Source organism: Aeromonas sp. QDB39, from assembly GCF_027707585.1.
Classification (GTDB): domain Bacteria; phylum Pseudomonadota; class Gammaproteobacteria; order Enterobacterales; family Aeromonadaceae; genus Aeromonas; species Aeromonas hydrophila.
In genome coordinates this window covers 25,555-40,198 of record NZ_JAPCIV010000036.1, presented here as the reverse complement: position 1 = coordinate 40,198, position 14,644 = coordinate 25,555, and the positions used below count along the sequence as shown (strand labels likewise).

Below are 14,644 nucleotides of genomic sequence, written 5' to 3'. Positions count from 1 at the left end.
CTCAGGGATTCTCCATGACCGGGGCGCCATGGGCGGGGCTGTCGAAGGCCGGCCCCAGGGCGCGAAAGAGCAGATAGAGTAACACGGCGCCGAGCAGGGCACAGGCAAGCAGCGTGCTGGGTGCAAAGCCAAGCCACCCCATCAGCCAGATATAGCCGGCGCTCACGGTTATCTGGGCAAGACAGAGGGTGGCGCTGGCGAGCGCTATCTGATGACGGCAACTGGCCAGCGCCTCGCCCATGGCGATGCCGAAGCTCGCAGAAAAACCGATGCAGGTGAAGGCAAAGCCCGCCAGCAGCAGCCACAGGCCCCAGGAGCTCTCAAGATGAGAGGCCAGGATCAGCAGCAGTGCCAACCCCAACCCACCGTGGGCCAGCTCGAGCAGGCTGTGCTTGTGGAGCCGACGCAGCAACAAGGGGGCGAAGAAGGAGGTGATCATGCTGATCATCGCCATGATCATCATGATGCGGGCATACTCTGCGGTTGCCAGCCCCCTCTGGGTCATCAGGATCATGGGTGAAGTGCTGACGTAGGTCAGAATGCAGGTCATGCCGGCACTGCTCAACGCGCACATCCAGAGGAACTGCGGCACTCGCAAGAAGGCAAAGCGGGCTACTGACGCACGCGAGGATGGCTCAGAGTGCAGCGGCAGACTCTCTTTCAGCCCCAGCAGGTTGATCAGCAGCACCACGCCACCGAGCAGCGCCATGGCCTGAAAGATGGCAGGCCATGGGAAGCCGGTCAGGATGAGATAGCCGAGCAGTGGCGCCAGCACGGGGATCACGCAGATGACCCCATTGATGGCCGACAGCACGGCCGCCAGCCGGGCCGGTGGCAACACGTCTCGCAGCACGGTAAAGGTCATGATGTAGAGTGCGCCGGCCCCTGCCCCCTGACCCACCCGTGCCAGCAGAAACTGCGCTGTGTCGTCGGCGCTGCCGGCCAGTAGCGACGCCAGCATAAACAAGCCGGCCCCGCTCAGGATCACCGGCCTGCGGCCGTGGCGATCCGCCAGCAAGCCGGCCAGCGGGACGGTCGCGGCCATGCCGAGCAGATAGAGGGAAAACGCGGTGTGCAGCTGAGCCTCGCTGGCCTGAAGGCTGGCGCCTATGTTGGGCAACGCCACCAGATAGAGATCGATCCCCACCGGGTAGAGCTTGATCATCAAAAAACAGCAGAGTATGTAACGGCCCATGGTGACTCCTCAGCGAATGGGTAGCATCGACGGGGCACTATAACGTCAGGCCGGATGAATAAGCCGATAGCGGTGTTTTCCAATCTCGACATGCTGGAAAAGAGAATGGCGGCGACATTTGCCCTCGCCGCACGGTGGCGATACCATCCACGCCTGCCCGTTTCTGAACCTGGATACCTGATTGCCATGTCACGTCCCCTGATCCTCGCTTCCACCTCCCGTTACCGCAAAGCCCTGCTGGAAAAGCTGGGCCTCCCCTTTGAGTGCGCCGCGCCAAATGTTGATGAATCTGTGCAGCCTGGTGAGGATGCACTGACGCTGGTGGCACGGCTGGCCCATGCCAAGGCCCGTGCCATCGCCGACCAGCATGATCAGGGGCTGATCATCGGCTCGGATCAGGTGTGCGTCTGCGATGGCCGGATCCTGGGCAAGCCGGGAACGGTCGAGCGAGCGGTGGCCCAGCTGATGGCGGCCCAGGGGCGCAGCGCCACCTTTTATACCGGCCTGTGCGTGCTGGACACCGCGTCTGGCCGCGCCGAACAGCTGATAGAACCCTTCACCGTTCACTTTCGCCAGCTGGGTGAGGCGGCCATTCGCCGCTATGTAGAAGCTGAACAGCCCCTCGACTGTGCCGGCAGCTTCAAGTGTGAAGGCATGGGGATCGTGCTGTTCAAGGCCTTGGAAGGCCGCGATCCCAATGCGCTGATCGGCCTGCCGCTGATCGGCCTGATCGAGCTGCTGGCCCGCCACGGTATTGCCCTGCCCTGATGGGAGCGGCATGCCAGCCACGAAAAACGGGAGCCAAGGCTCCCGTTTTTCGTTTATTCATCTGTCATATCGCAAGGCTAATCCAGCAACCGCTGGAGCTCCGCCATGGTATCGACCACCGCCAGCGGATGGTGGGCCAGCAAGCGCGCACGGTCGTGCACGCCCCAGCTAACCCCGATCCGCGGCATGGCCAGCGCCTCGGCCATCGCCATGTCGTGGATGGAATCGCCGATCATCACCGCCTGGTGCGGGGCAATGCCCAGCTCATCCAGAATTTGCGTCAGCATCAGGGGATCGGGCTTTGAGTTGGCCTCGTCCGCCCCGCGCGTGGCAACAAAGAGCGGCCGCAACCCGGTTTCATCCAGTACCCTGTCCAATCCACGCCGGGACTTGCCGGTGGCGACCGCCAGGGCCACGCCTTGTTCATGCCAATGCTGCAACAGCTCCCTTGTACCGGCAAACAACGGGCTGGGTGTGCTGTCATGCACGTAATGGTGGCGATAACGGGCGATCAGGGCGTTGGCTCGTTCACTCCCCTGCTCCAGGGAAAACAGCCGGGGGATACCGACCTCCAGACTGAGACCGATGATCTGGTGCGTCTCGACGGCGGTGGGCACGGGCTCACCACAGTCGCACGCCGCGTGCGCCACACAGGCAACAATCCGGCCCACCGAGTCCATCAGGGTACCGTCCCAGTCGAAGATGGCGAGCCGGATGGTCTGCATCAGCGGGCCAACTTGTTCAGGAAGTCGTCGAGTTCGGGGGCCAGCGGTGCTTCCACCTGCATCTCGCGACCATCGGCCGGATGGATGAAGCTCAGCTTCCAGGCATGCAAAAACAGTCGTTTCAGCCCCTGACTGCGCATTTTATCGTCAAATGCGGCTTCTCCATACTTGTCATCACAGGCGATGGGGTGACCCGCATGCTGGGTATGCACCCGGATCTGATGGGTACGACCGGTGATCGGGCTGCACTCCACCAGGGTGGCCTCGGCAAACTGACGGGCAATCCGGAAACGCGTTTCCGAGGGCTTGCCATCGCTACTGACCCGCACTACCCGCTCGCCGGATTGCAGGTCATTTTTACGCAGCGGTGCATTGACCACCTTGACGTGAGGCTGCCACTGGCCACGCACCAGCGCCAGGTACTGCTTGCGCATGGTTTTGACCCGCAGCTGTTCATGCAGGCTGCGCAGGGCGCTGCGCTTCTTGGCAACCAGCAGTACGCCGGAGGTGTCGCGATCGAGCCGATGCACCAGTTCGAGGAAACGGGCTTCCGGGCGCAGGGCGCGCAGCCCTTCAATCACGCCAAAGCTAAGGCCGCTGCCGCCGTGTACCGCCATGCCGGACGGCTTGTTCAGCACTATCATGGCGTCATCTTCAAACAGGATCTGGCTCTCCAGACGCTGGATGCTGCCAAGATTGGCCGAGGGCAGTTCGTTCTTTTCGGCAACCCGCACGGGGGGGACCCGTACCTCGTCGCCAGTGCAGAGTTTGTATTCCGGTTTGATGCGCTTTTTGTTGACGCGCACTTCCCCTTTGCGAAGGATGCGATAGATCAGGCTCTTGGGGACGCCCTTTAGCTGAGTCTTGAGAAAATTGTCGATGCGCTGCCCTTCATGCTCAGCTTCGATGGTGAGCAGCTGCACTTGTTGATGTATCTGTGTCATGGCGCGGATTTTAACACTGCCGGCGGCCCTTGGCTGCATGCTTTGTTGAAAAATGGCGCCTTGCTATAAAAGTGGTTTAAATGGGATAATAAACAAGGTTTTGTCATTGTGTTCAAGCCTTGTACTAAGTGGCCAAAATTTATGCCACCCAATCCCGAAACACCGTGTATACAAGAACATGACGGTTCCCGGGTGCGAGGTACAGCGCATGGAGAACGCAAACAGAACCGCTAATTTGTCTCCACACCGGTATCCTTTTCATGCCTTCTTGAGAAGGCTGGACCAGAGTGCCCTTAGTTTGCGCCTCATGCATACCCCAACCGGGAGGTTGCCCCAGTATGCTGAAGACCCGAGGCCGGCGCCGGCAGGATCCTGTGGAGGAAATCAAAATGACAAAATAACGAGAACTCAATGAAAAGAATGCTAATCAACGCGACTCAGGAAGAAGAGTTGCGCGTAGCGCTGGTTGACGGACAACAGCTCTACGATCTGGATATTGAAAGTCCGGGACACGAGCAGAAAAAAGCGAACATTTACAAGGGCAAAATCACCCGCGTAGAACCCAGTCTTGAAGCTGCTTTTGTCGACTATGGCGCCGAGCGCCACGGTTTCCTGCCGTTAAAGGAAATCGCCCGCAATTACTTCCCCTCCGGTTACTCCTATCAGGGTCGTCCCAACATCAAAGAAGTGGTCCGCGAAGGCCAGGAAGTGATCGTCCAGATCGACAAGGAAGAGCGTGGCACCAAGGGTGCAGCCCTCACTACCTTTATCAGTCTGGCCGGCAGCTACCTGGTACTGATGCCGAACAATCCTCGCGCCGGCGGTATCTCCCGCCGTATCGAAGGTGATGAACGGACTGAACTGAAAGAAGCCCTGAGCGGCCTGACCGTGCCGGACGGCATGGGTCTCATCGTGCGTACCGCCGGTGTGGGCAAATCCCCGGAAGAGCTGGAGTGGGATCTGAACGTTCTGCTCAACCACTGGGATTCCATCCACAAGGCGTCACAGAGCCGCTCTGCACCAGTGCTGATCCATCAGGAAAGCAACGTCATCGTGCGTGCAATCCGTGACTACCTGCGTCGCGATGTCGGCGAGATCCTGATCGACAACCCGGTCATCTTCGAGCGTGCCAAAGCGCATATCGAGCTGGTTCGTCCCGATTTCCTCAATCGCGTGAAGCTGTACAAGGGTGAAGTTGCCCTGTTCAACCACTTCCAGATCGAGAGCCAGATCGAGTCGGCCTTCCAGCGTGAAGTGCGTCTGCCCTCCGGCGGCAGCATCGTCATCGATCCGACCGAAGCACTGACCTCCATCGATATCAACTCCTCCCGCGCCACCAAGGGCGGCGATATCGAAGAGACTGCGCTGCAAACCAACCTGGAAGCGGCCGACGAAATTGCCCGTCAATTGCGCCTGCGCGACCTGGGTGGTCTGATCGTCATCGACTTCATCGACATGACCCCGGTTCGTCATCAGCGCGAAGTGGAAAACCGTCTGCGTGAAGCGGTGCATCAGGATCGTGCCCGCATCCAGCTGGGCCGGATCTCCCGTTTCGGTCTGCTGGAGATGTCTCGCCAGCGTCTGCGTCCCTCCCTCAACGAGTCCAGCAGCCATATCTGCCCTCGTTGCCAGGGCCAGGGGGTGATCCGTGACAACGAATCACTGGCGCTGTCCATCCTGCGTCTCATCGAAGAAGAGGCCATGAAGGACAACACCGAGCAGGTTCACGGTCAGGTGCCGGTCGATGTTGCCGCCTATCTGCTCAACGAGAAGCGTGCCTCCATCGCCAGCCTGGAACAGCGCAATGATGTGCGTGTCTACATCATTCCGAACCAGCATCTGGAAACCCCGCACTACGAAGTGACCCGCATCCGTCAGAACGAGATCCCGGAAGCGGCCAGCTACGAGCTGAAAACCGAGATTGCCAAGCCGGTCTACCAGCCGAAGCAGGCTCAGGTGATCGAGCGCGAACAACCGCTGCTGCAAGGTTTTGTCCAGGCGCCCCAGCCGGCTCCCGCCGCGCCGGCCCCGGTCGTGGCTCCTGCTGCACCGGCCGCGCCCGAAGCTGGTCTGTTTGGCAAACTGTTCAAGGCCATCTCCGGCTTATTCGGTTCCGACACCGCCCCTGCCGACGTGAAGGCTCCTGCCGACAAACCGGCAGCCCAGCGCGAAGCACGCAAGGATGAGGGTCATCGTCATCAACGCGATGAAACCCGCAGCCGTGGTCAGCGTGGTCGTCGTGATGACAACCGTGGTAACCGCAGCCCTGCCGATACCGCAGAGAAGCGGGAAGCGGGTGCCAACCGTGAAGGTGGTGAAAGCCGCAACCGTCGTCCCCGCAAAGAGCGTGAGCCGCGTCAGGAGCGTGAAGCCCGTGGCGAAGTGCGTGAACAGCGCATGGAACGTGAACCTCGCGAGGCTCGTGAGCCACGTCAGGAACGCGAACCCCGCGCACCGCGCCCGGCTCGTGAACCCCGCGCTCCGCGTGAACCTCGCGCCGAAGTGGTCGTTGACGCGGTAGAAACCGTCGATACCACCATGGTCAACGACGAGCCGCGTTTGGAAAAAGAGCAGAAAGTGGCTGAGCGTCGCGAACGTCGTCAACTGCGCAAGCAGATCCGGGTCGATGCCCCGGTCAGCGACGTTGCCGCCCTGCCCGCCGATGCTCCGGTTGTTGCCGAAGAGACCACCGACGCAGTAGAGCAACACGATGAGCAGGCCGAAGGCCAGCGTCGTTCCCGTCGTACGCCGCGCAATCAGCGTATCGAAGGCCAACGTCGCAAGCGCATCAATGAAGATGCCCGCAGCCAGCGTGAAGATGAAGAACAGTCTGCCGAAGGCGCTACCCCTACCCTGACTGCAGCTGCCCAGGCAGATGCCGCCCAGGTGAAAGTGGAAGAGCCGGCAGTTCCTGTCATCACCATCCCCAGTGCTGAAGCGGTTGCCGCCGCCCTGCAGGCCTCTGCTGCGCTGACTGAGCATGTCGTGCCTGAAGCAGTTGTGGCCGAGGCTCACGAGCAGGCTGAAGTCGTGGCCACAGAGCCAGTGGTAACCGAAGCGGTAGTTGCTGAAGAAGCCCAGGTAGCGGTTGTCAACGAGCCAGTGGTTGCAGAAGTTGCTGCCCCGGTCATTGCGGAAGCCGTTGCTGTCGAGGCTCCGGCCATCGAGACTGCCGTGGTTGAAGCGGCACCTGCTGCACCAGCAGTTGAAGAAGCGGCTCCGGCAGTGGTTGTAGCCGAGGTTGCCCCTCTGGTAGTTGAACAGCCAGCTCCGGTCGCTGAGCCTGTCATCGCTGACGAAGCTCCGGTAGCAGCTGCCGTAGCAGCCCCTGTGACCAAGCAAGTCAAACGTGGTGGTGGCCTGCTGGCCGGTGCCCGCAAGGCCTCTGCGCCAATGGCAACTCCGGCTGCTGCCCCTGCCCTGCCGGTACGCGAGCCGGTTGATCATGCGCCGCTGGTGCGCAGTGAAGTGGCAAGCTCAGGTCGCCATGGCGGCAGCACCGCTGCCGTGAACGTTGCAACCAGCCCGGCCGGTCGTCCTTGATGACTCGCTAGTCTGACAAAAAGAGCCACACATTGTGTGGCTCTTTTTTTATGTGCGTGCGGCATAGCACCGTCAGCTCGTCTCGGTTACCAGTCCTTTTACTACTCCGCTACCTACTAGCACTTAGAGCCACAAGCTTCTCCCATCATATTGAATAACCACAGCCATTGACTCGCTGCGGTTCAATCCACACTCCTTGTTTTGTCTTCCTGCTGCTGCGACTGTATAGCTCCTTGCTTTGGCAGAGTGGATAAGATAAGAGCCGGCACAGATACAAATATCGAGCTGTATAGACATCCTTCACGACACTGGCGCGCATGAACTGAATGGCCACAAGCCTGCCACCCATCTCGAAGTCAGCTTGGTGTGCGTATGCTTCTATCAATCGACACCGGTTGTCCATTCGACCATCCATCCTCTCGGCACTCCAGACGTACTGCTGACCAATGCAGGCAAAGACCTCTCCTCCACCGCCGCCAACACAGCTAATCCCATCTGCTAATTTAGGCCGTCATGTGCCATGAGATGACAGGCACCGACCTTAGCCGAACAACTCCATGGCCCTCGCATCTCCCTAGCAGGGGCAGAACCGCAAAAGACGCCCAATCGGCCACTGCCCTCTATTTTGAATACATGTGATGGGTGGGGATGATCTTAGTGGGTGAGAGAAGTAATTGATTGGATTGAAAAAATAGTTTGATGGCATATAGGAGATGGTCAAATTGGAAAAACGGCTGGCGGGAGCTTGGCATCACATATCCGTTTTGAGGCCATGAAAAAAGGGCCACAAGGGCCCTTTCTCAATATGCTTTGGTATCTGCTATTAGCTGAACAGATGATGGCTGATCAGGAACAGACCACCAGAGAGCAGCATGGTCAGCGGCAGGGTCAGCACCCAGGCCATCAGGATGGTCTTGATGGTCTGGCTCTGCAGGCCCGACTTGTTGGCCACCATGGTCCCCGCTACTGCAGAGGAGAGGATATGAGTGGTCGATACCGGCATCCCGGTCAAGCTGGCCACGCCGATGGAGGCGGCAGCGGTGATCTGGGCGGCAATCCCCTGGCTGTAGGTCATGCCGGAGGAGCCAATCTTCTCGCCTACGGTGTAGACGATACGACGCCAGCCCACCATGGTGCCACAGCCCAGCGCCAGCGCGATGGAGACGATGACCCAGGTCGGTGCATATTCGGCAGTGGCCGTCAGATCCTTGCGCCATTTGGCAAGGTCGGTCAGCTCTTTGGCCGGCAGCGGCAGCTTGGACACCTTGCGAGCGGTATCGTCGATACACAGCAGCAGACGGCGCACTTCACGGCGGTCGGTCAGGTCCATCTCTTCATAGGTCCGCACCTGGGCAAGACGATTGTCCAGCGTGGCCATGGCCTGCAGAGCACCATCGGCAGCACAGTGGGTCATCAACTCTTCCTGGGCCTGGGCAGGCACACTGAAGTTCACTACTTTGGAAACCTGCTCATGGTTGCGCTGATAGATCTCCATGATGCGCTGATTGGCATCTTGGGTGCGATCCAGATCATAGGAGCGGCTGTTCATGTCCAGTGCGAAATAGGCAGGAGCCATGCAGATCAGCACCAGCATCACCAGACCGATGCCCTTCTGGCCATCGTTGGAACCGTGCACAAAGCTCACGCCCATGGCAGATGCCACCAGAGTGAGACGCGCCCAGAACGGCGGATGCTTCTTGCCGTCCACCAGCAGACGCTCTTCCGGGGTCTTGTGGATCTTGCTGCCCTGCCATACGCGTTTCATGGCGAACAGCAGCAATGCGGCGATGATGAAACCGACGGTGGGAGAGATGATGAGGGAAAGCATGATGTCGATGGCTTTCGCGACGTTGATGCCTTCCTGCAGCGGTTGATGGCTGATCCAGGCATAGGCGCCGCCTACCCCCAGAATGGAGCCGATCAGCGTGTGTGAGCTGGAGGCCGGGATCCCGAAGAACCAGGTACCCAAATTCCACACGATAGCGGAGAACAGCAGGGAGAACACCATGATCAGACCCTGAGTGGAGTCCATCCCCAGCAGCAGATCGATGGGCAGCAGGTGGACAATGGCATAAGCCACCCCCAGACCACCCATCATGACCCCGGCAAAGTTGAACAGACCGGAGGCCACTACTGCCATGTGTGCCGGCATCGCCTTGGTATAGATAACCGTTGCTACCGCGTTGGCGGTATCGTGAAAGCCGTTGATGAATTCATAGGCCAACACAAAAAAAACGGCCAATACCAAACCGATTGACCACCACAAACCCAAACCACTAAACATTTCAAACATAAAAAACGAACCTGTTTATGAGTTGCGGCGGATTATGCCAGAAGGCTGGTAACGCCATACCCGTTGTTGAAATATTTCAGTAAGAAAAAAAAAGAGCATTCCGTCAGCAAATAGCTTAGAGCCAGTCACCATGCGGCTTGTCCTTGATTAATTAAACAGACCTTGCCTGACAAAAACAGTTCCCAAATGGGAACAATTCATCATCAGTATGCCGCAAAAATCACTCTCACCGACTTAGGCTCCGTCAATTTTCGACCGACCGCATCGCCCTGTTTGTACAAATGGCAGGCAAGATCACTCCCTCGCCCTGCCCTCTTCGCCACATCAATCTGCCGAAGCAAATGGAGAAGGGCGCCACCGGCGCCCTCTTTTAACACATTGCCGACGGCTCGACTGTCGATCCGATCTCAGTCCTGATTGATGCGACTGGCCACCGCACCCTGCTGGCTCTTGTACTTGGCGTTTTCCCGTTTGTTGTAGGGACGCGCCGCCACACCGGAGAGCATCTCGAAGTTCAGCGCACCGATCTTCATCTTGGGGCGCAGCGCCAACGGCAGCTTGCCGCCGTTGTAGAACTCCAGCACGATGCGGCCGGACCAGCCCGGATCGATGCGGTGCGCGGTCACGTGCACCATCAGCCCAAGGCGGGCCAGGGACGAGCGGCCATCCAGCCAGCCCACGATGTCGGCCGGCAGGGTGACCGATTCATAGGTCACCGCCAGGGCCAGCTGGCCAGGGTGCAGATAGAAGGCTTCGCCATCCGGCACATGGATTTCATCGCTCATCACCCGATCGATGGCGTCGGCCATTTCGCTGCTGGGGCCGCTCAGATCGATATAGGGGGCGGTGTGATCGCGAAACACCCGAAACTCGTTGCCCAGCAGCACGTCGACGCTGACGCCGCTGATCCGTTCAATACCGGGTCTGGGCTCAATGACGATCTTGCCTTCATCCAGATGACGTTCGATATCGGTATCACAAAGACGCATTGGGCGACTCTCCTGACAAATTGTTCATTTAAAAAAGCCGGGCATCACCCGGCTTGATATATCTCAACCAATCAACATGTGGCGAATACGCGCCTTGAGCATGTCAATGGCGATGCGGTTCTTGCCGCCACGGGGGACGATCACGTCCGCATACTGCTTGGAAGGCTCGATAAACTGCAGGAACATGGGACGCACCGTCTTCTGGTACTGCTTGAGCACGGAATCCATGGTCCGGCCACGCTCCTGCACGTCGCGCACCAGGCGGCGCAGCAGGCAGATGTCGAGCGGGGTATCCATGAAGATGGAGGCATCCATCAGATCCCGCAAGCGGCTGTCGGTCAGCAGCAAGATCCCTTCCAGAATGATCACCCGGCGCGGTGCGAACGGGGTCACTTCACTCATGCGGGTATGTTCGGTATAGGAGTATTGGGGAATATTGACCGCATCACCTTGCACCAGCTGGCTCAGATGCTGGACCAGCAGATCGTGATCCAGCGCGTTGGGGTGGTCATAGTTGGTTTTGACCCGCTCTTCCATGGTCAGGTGGGTCTGATCGCGGTAGTAGCAATCTTCGGTGATCACGCCAATCTGACCGGCTCCCAGCTCGGCCACCAGCTCTTCATAGATGGTTTGGGCTATAAGACTCTTGCCGGAAGCGGATGCACCAGCAATACCGATGATCACACACGAATGTTGAGTATCAGACATTGAAAATACCTAAAGAGAAGAGCAGTGGGGATGGTTTAAACCGATCCATTATATAAAAAAGGGTGAGCCATGCCCACCCTCAAATCCACCCCAGGCGGTCGACCGCCGATTATTCATCCAGCGCCATGGCATAGAGGGGGGTCGCAATCGGTTTACCGCTGAAATAGAGTTCAGCCCCCACCCGACGGGCCAGTTTCAGATAGGCCTCTGCCAGCTCCCCGGTCGGGGCGCCGAACACGGTCGGACAGCCATCGTCCATGTGCTGGCGGATGTCGATGTGCAGCGGCAGCTGGCCAAGCAGCGCCACTTGGTACTGCTCAGCCATCTTCTGGCCGCCACCAGTACCGAATAGCGGCTCATGATGACCACAGGCGCTGCAGACGTGGTAACTCATGTTCTCGATGATGCCGAGCACCGGTACGCTGACCTTGTTGAACATGGCCAGTCCCTTGCGGGCATCTGCCAGCGCCACGTCCTGCGGCGTGGTGACGATCACCGCCGCCGTGGTCGGCACCTGCTGGGCCAGGGTCAGCTGGATGTCGCCGGTACCCGGCGGCATGTCCACCACCAGATAGTCCACTTCACCCCAGCGGGTCTCGTGGAGGATCTGGGCCAGCGCCTTGCTCGCCATGGGCCCACGCCAGATGGTGGCATCCTGCTCGGCCACCAGATAGCCGATGCTGTTGCTCTTGAGGCCGCAGGCCATCACCGGCTCCATCAGCTTGCCGTCATGGCTGACGGGGCGCTCCTTCAAGGTCCCGGTCATGGTCGGAATGGAGGGGCCATAGATGTCCGCATCCAGAATGGCGACCCGCGCCCCCTCCTTTTGCAGCGCCAGCGCCAGGTTGACGGCAGTGGTGGACTTGCCCACCCCGCCCTTGCCGGAGGCGACCACGATGATGTTGCGAATGCCCTGCACCGCCGCCAGCCCTTGCGCTCGCGGCAGGCTGGCGACCTCGACTTCGCCCACCCAGTCGATACGGGTGGCGCCGGTGGCGCTGCACAGACGAGCATCGAACTCCTGCTTGATCTGCTCAAACAGGGAGTGGCCTGCAAAGGGCAGCACCAGCTTGATGGTCAGCGTCGAGCCCTGTTTGTCGATGCTGCGCACGAAGCCGGCAGCCACCAGATCCTTGCCCCAGCCAGTTGGCTTAAATTCGGCGAGGATCTGTTTTACTGAATCAATCACCATTAACTCCTCATTATCTTGTCTTTATCTTGAGGTGAACGGTTACCGCACACAAATCAGTGGCTTGCCTGCTGGTCGGCCAGCGTGCGCCGGCAGAGCGGACGAGCCACAACCCTAGGCAGGCTACCCCCAATTCGGGTAACATGCACGGCACTCTATCATCCCAACAAGCACATCAAGAACGACTATATGGCAACTGATCCTCGTACAATGCTGGTAACCTGCGCCCTTCCCTATGCCAATGGCTCCATCCATCTTGGCCACATGCTGGAACACATCCAGGCCGATATCTGGGTTCGTTATCAGCGAATGCGCGGTCACCAGGTGCACTTTGTCTGTGCCGACGATGCCCACGGCACCCCGATCATGCTCAAGGCCCAACAGCTGGGGATCACCCCGGAAGAGATGATCGCGGCCGTCTCCAAGGAGCACCAGGCCGACTTCGCCGGGTTCAACATCAGTTTTGACAACTATCACTCCACCCACAGCGACGAGAACCGCGAGCTGGCGGAGCTGATCTACGCCCGTCTGCAAGCCGGCGGCAAGATCAAGAGCCGCACCATCTCCCAGCTGTTCGATCCGGAAAAGTCCATGTTCCTGCCGGACCGCTTCGTCAAAGGCACCTGTCCCAAGTGCAAGTCCCCGGAGCAGTATGGCGACAACTGTGACAGCTGCGGCGCGACCTACAGCCCGACCGAGCTGATTGATCCGAAATCCGCCGTCTCCGGCGCCACCCCGGTGATGAAGGACTCCGAACACTTCTTCTTCGATCTGCCGCAGTTTGAAAAATGGCTGGCAGAGTGGGTACGCGGCTCCGGCGCCATCCAGGAAGAGATGGCCAACAAGATGCAGGAGTGGTTCGAAAGCGGCCTGCAGCAGTGGGACATCACCCGTGACGCCCCCTACTTCGGGTTCGAAATTCCCGGCGCCCCGGGCAAGTACTTCTACGTCTGGCTGGATGCCCCCATCGGCTACATGGCGTCGTTCAAGAACCTGTGCAACAAGCGCGGCGACATCGATTTCGACAGCTACTGGAAAGCGGACTCCGAGGCCGAGCTCTATCACTTCATCGGCAAGGACATCGCCTACTTCCACTGCCTGTTCTGGCCGTCCATGCTGGAAGGCGCCGGTTTCCGCAAGCCGACCAAGGTCAATGTGCACGGCTACGTGACCGTCAACGGTGCCAAGATGTCCAAGTCCAAGGGCACCTTCATCAAGGCTTCCACCTATCTCAATCACCTGGATCCGGAGTGCCTGCGTTACTACTACGCCGCCAAGCTCAACAGCCGCATCGACGATCTGGACTTGAACCTCGATGACTTCGTCGCCCGCGTCAACGCCGACGTGGTCAACAAGCTGGTCAACCTGGCGTCGCGCAACGCCGGTTTCATCGCCAAGCGTTTCGACGGCAAGCTGGCCGCCACCTGCGCCGAGCCCGAGCTCTACGCCGAGTTCGCCAACGCCCGCACAGCCATCGCCGAGGCCTACGAGAGCCGCGAGTTCAGCCGCGCCATCCGCGAGATAATGGCGCTGGCCGACAAGGCCAACCGCTACGTGGATGACAAGGCTCCCTGGGTCATCGCCAAGCAGGAAGGCGCTGATGCCGAGCTGCAGGCGGTCTGCTCCGTCGGCATCAACCTGTTCCGGGTGCTGATGGCCTACCTCAAGCCGGTGATGCCGCTCTTGGCCGAGCGCGCCGAAGCCTTCCTGGGGGAAACCCTCAGCTGGGACGGTGTCGCCCAGCCGCTAACCAACCATCAGCTGGCCCCGTTCAAGGCGCTGTTCTCCCGTATCGAACCGGCCAAAATCGAAGCCATGATCGACGCGTCCAAGGAAGATCTGGCCAAAGAGCAGGCACCGAAAGCGAGCGGCCCGCTGGTAGACGATCCCATCAGCGAAACCATCAGCTACGACGACTTCGCCAAGATTGACCTGCGCGTTGCGCTGATCAAGAAGGCCGAAGCAGTACCGGAAGCGGACAAACTGCTCAAGCTGCAGCTGGATATCGGCGGTGAGACCCGCCAGGTGTTTGCCGGCATCAAGTCCGCCTACAACCCGGAAGATCTGGAAGGCAAGCTGACCGTGATGGTGGCCAACCTGGCCCCGCGCAAGATGCGCTTCGGCATGTCCGAAGGCATGGTGCTGGCGGCAGGCCCGGGCGGCAAGGATCTCTGGATCCTGGAGCCGCAGGACGGCGCCCAGCCCGGCATGCGCGTCAAGTAAGCGCAGCCCGGTCATCAAGCAATCAAGGGAGGCCTGCGGCCTCCCTTTTATTTTTCCCTCTTCGCCC

Annotated in this window: 10 protein-coding genes; 3 read left to right on the top strand and 7 right to left on the bottom strand. The window is 59.6% G+C overall.

The features are described from left to right. Position 1: 1 nt before the first annotated feature. Positions 2–1,195, bottom strand: coding sequence for an MdtL family multidrug efflux MFS transporter (locus PG899_RS18975; protein WP_077097017.1), 1,194 nt, complete (start codon positions 1,193–1,195; stop codon positions 2–4). A gap of 186 nt (positions 1,196–1,381) precedes the next feature. On the opposite strand from PG899_RS18975, the gene PG899_RS18970 reads away from it, so the two are divergent. Then, positions 1,382–1,963 carry a Maf family protein gene (locus tag PG899_RS18970; protein WP_179101470.1) on the top strand — a complete coding sequence of 194 codons (582 nt, stop codon included), beginning with the start codon at positions 1,382–1,384 and terminating at the stop codon, positions 1,961–1,963. A gap of 77 nt (positions 1,964–2,040) precedes the next feature. Here PG899_RS18970 and PG899_RS18965 read toward each other — a convergent pair whose 3' ends face one another. Continuing rightward, positions 2,041–2,688 (bottom strand): HAD family hydrolase, encoded by a 648-nt coding sequence (locus PG899_RS18965; RefSeq protein WP_077097021.1) that lies wholly within the window; start codon positions 2,686–2,688, stop codon positions 2,041–2,043. Beyond that, the gene (rluC, locus tag PG899_RS18960) at positions 2,688–3,632 is read right to left on the bottom strand and encodes a 23S rRNA pseudouridine(955/2504/2580) synthase RluC (protein ID WP_201356046.1); all 945 of its coding nucleotides are present in this window, start codon (positions 3,630–3,632) and stop codon (positions 2,688–2,690) included. The genes PG899_RS18965 and rluC overlap by 1 nt, the downstream gene beginning before the upstream one ends. Positions 3,633–4,043: 411 nt before the next feature. On the opposite strand from rluC, the gene rne reads away from it, so the two are divergent. Beyond that, positions 4,044–7,175 carry a ribonuclease E gene (rne, locus tag PG899_RS18955; RefSeq protein WP_077097023.1) on the top strand — a complete coding sequence of 1,044 codons (3,132 nt, stop codon included), beginning with the start codon at positions 4,044–4,046 and terminating at the stop codon, positions 7,173–7,175. An 823-nt stretch (positions 7,176–7,998) separates the two neighbouring features. On the opposite strand, the gene PG899_RS18950 is transcribed toward rne, so the two are convergent. The 4 genes from PG899_RS18950 to apbC form a co-directional block, all read right to left on the bottom strand. Next, positions 7,999–9,468: an inorganic phosphate transporter gene (locus PG899_RS18950; protein WP_011706094.1), complete on the bottom strand. Its 1,470-nt coding sequence runs from the start codon at positions 9,466–9,468 to the stop codon at positions 7,999–8,001. A 407-nt stretch (positions 9,469–9,875) separates the two neighbouring features. Then, complete coding sequence (gene dcd / locus PG899_RS18945; protein ID WP_011706092.1) at positions 9,876–10,457, bottom strand: dCTP deaminase; 582 nt, start codon at positions 10,455–10,457, stop codon at positions 9,876–9,878. Between the two features lie 63 nt (positions 10,458–10,520). Further along, the gene (gene udk, locus PG899_RS18940) at positions 10,521–11,165 is read right to left on the bottom strand and encodes a uridine kinase (protein WP_011706091.1); all 645 of its coding nucleotides are present in this window, start codon (positions 11,163–11,165) and stop codon (positions 10,521–10,523) included. 109 nt (positions 11,166–11,274) lie between these two features. Then, positions 11,275–12,357, bottom strand: coding sequence for an iron-sulfur cluster carrier protein ApbC (apbC, locus tag PG899_RS18935; RefSeq protein ID WP_190284302.1), 1,083 nt, complete (start codon positions 12,355–12,357; stop codon positions 11,275–11,277). A 186-nt stretch (positions 12,358–12,543) separates the two neighbouring features. Here apbC and metG point away from each other — a divergent pair, with 186 nt between their 5' ends. Next, positions 12,544–14,577 carry a methionine--tRNA ligase gene (gene metG, locus PG899_RS18930; protein WP_077097027.1) on the top strand — a complete coding sequence of 678 codons (2,034 nt, stop codon included), beginning with the start codon at positions 12,544–12,546 and terminating at the stop codon, positions 14,575–14,577. Positions 14,578–14,644: the final 67 nt, after the last annotated feature.

What these genes read in the sequence shown, in the direction of transcription:
- PG899_RS18950 (WP_011706094.1), bottom strand. Translation starts at nt 9,468, where the DNA reads ATGTTTGAAATGTTTAGTGGTTTGGGTTTGTGGTGGTCAATCGGTTTG.
- PG899_RS18975 (WP_077097017.1), bottom strand. Translation starts at nt 1,195, where the DNA reads ATGGGCCGTTACATACTCTGCTGTTTTTTGATGATCAAGCTCTACCCG.
- rne (WP_077097023.1), top strand. Translation starts at nt 4,044, where the DNA reads ATGAAAAGAATGCTAATCAACGCGACTCAGGAAGAAGAGTTGCGCGTA.
- rluC (WP_201356046.1), bottom strand. Translation starts at nt 3,632, where the DNA reads ATGACACAGATACATCAACAAGTGCAGCTGCTCACCATCGAAGCTGAG.
- dcd (WP_011706092.1), bottom strand. Translation starts at nt 10,457, where the DNA reads ATGCGTCTTTGTGATACCGATATCGAACGTCATCTGGATGAAGGCAAG.
- PG899_RS18965 (WP_077097021.1), bottom strand. Translation starts at nt 2,688, where the DNA reads ATGCAGACCATCCGGCTCGCCATCTTCGACTGGGACGGTACCCTGATG.
- apbC (WP_190284302.1), bottom strand. Translation starts at nt 12,357, where the DNA reads ATGGTGATTGATTCAGTAAAACAGATCCTCGCCGAATTTAAGCCAACT.
- metG (WP_077097027.1), top strand. Translation starts at nt 12,544, where the DNA reads ATGGCAACTGATCCTCGTACAATGCTGGTAACCTGCGCCCTTCCCTAT.
- PG899_RS18970 (WP_179101470.1), top strand. Translation starts at nt 1,382, where the DNA reads ATGTCACGTCCCCTGATCCTCGCTTCCACCTCCCGTTACCGCAAAGCC.
- udk (WP_011706091.1), bottom strand. Translation starts at nt 11,165, where the DNA reads ATGTCTGATACTCAACATTCGTGTGTGATCATCGGTATTGCTGGTGCA.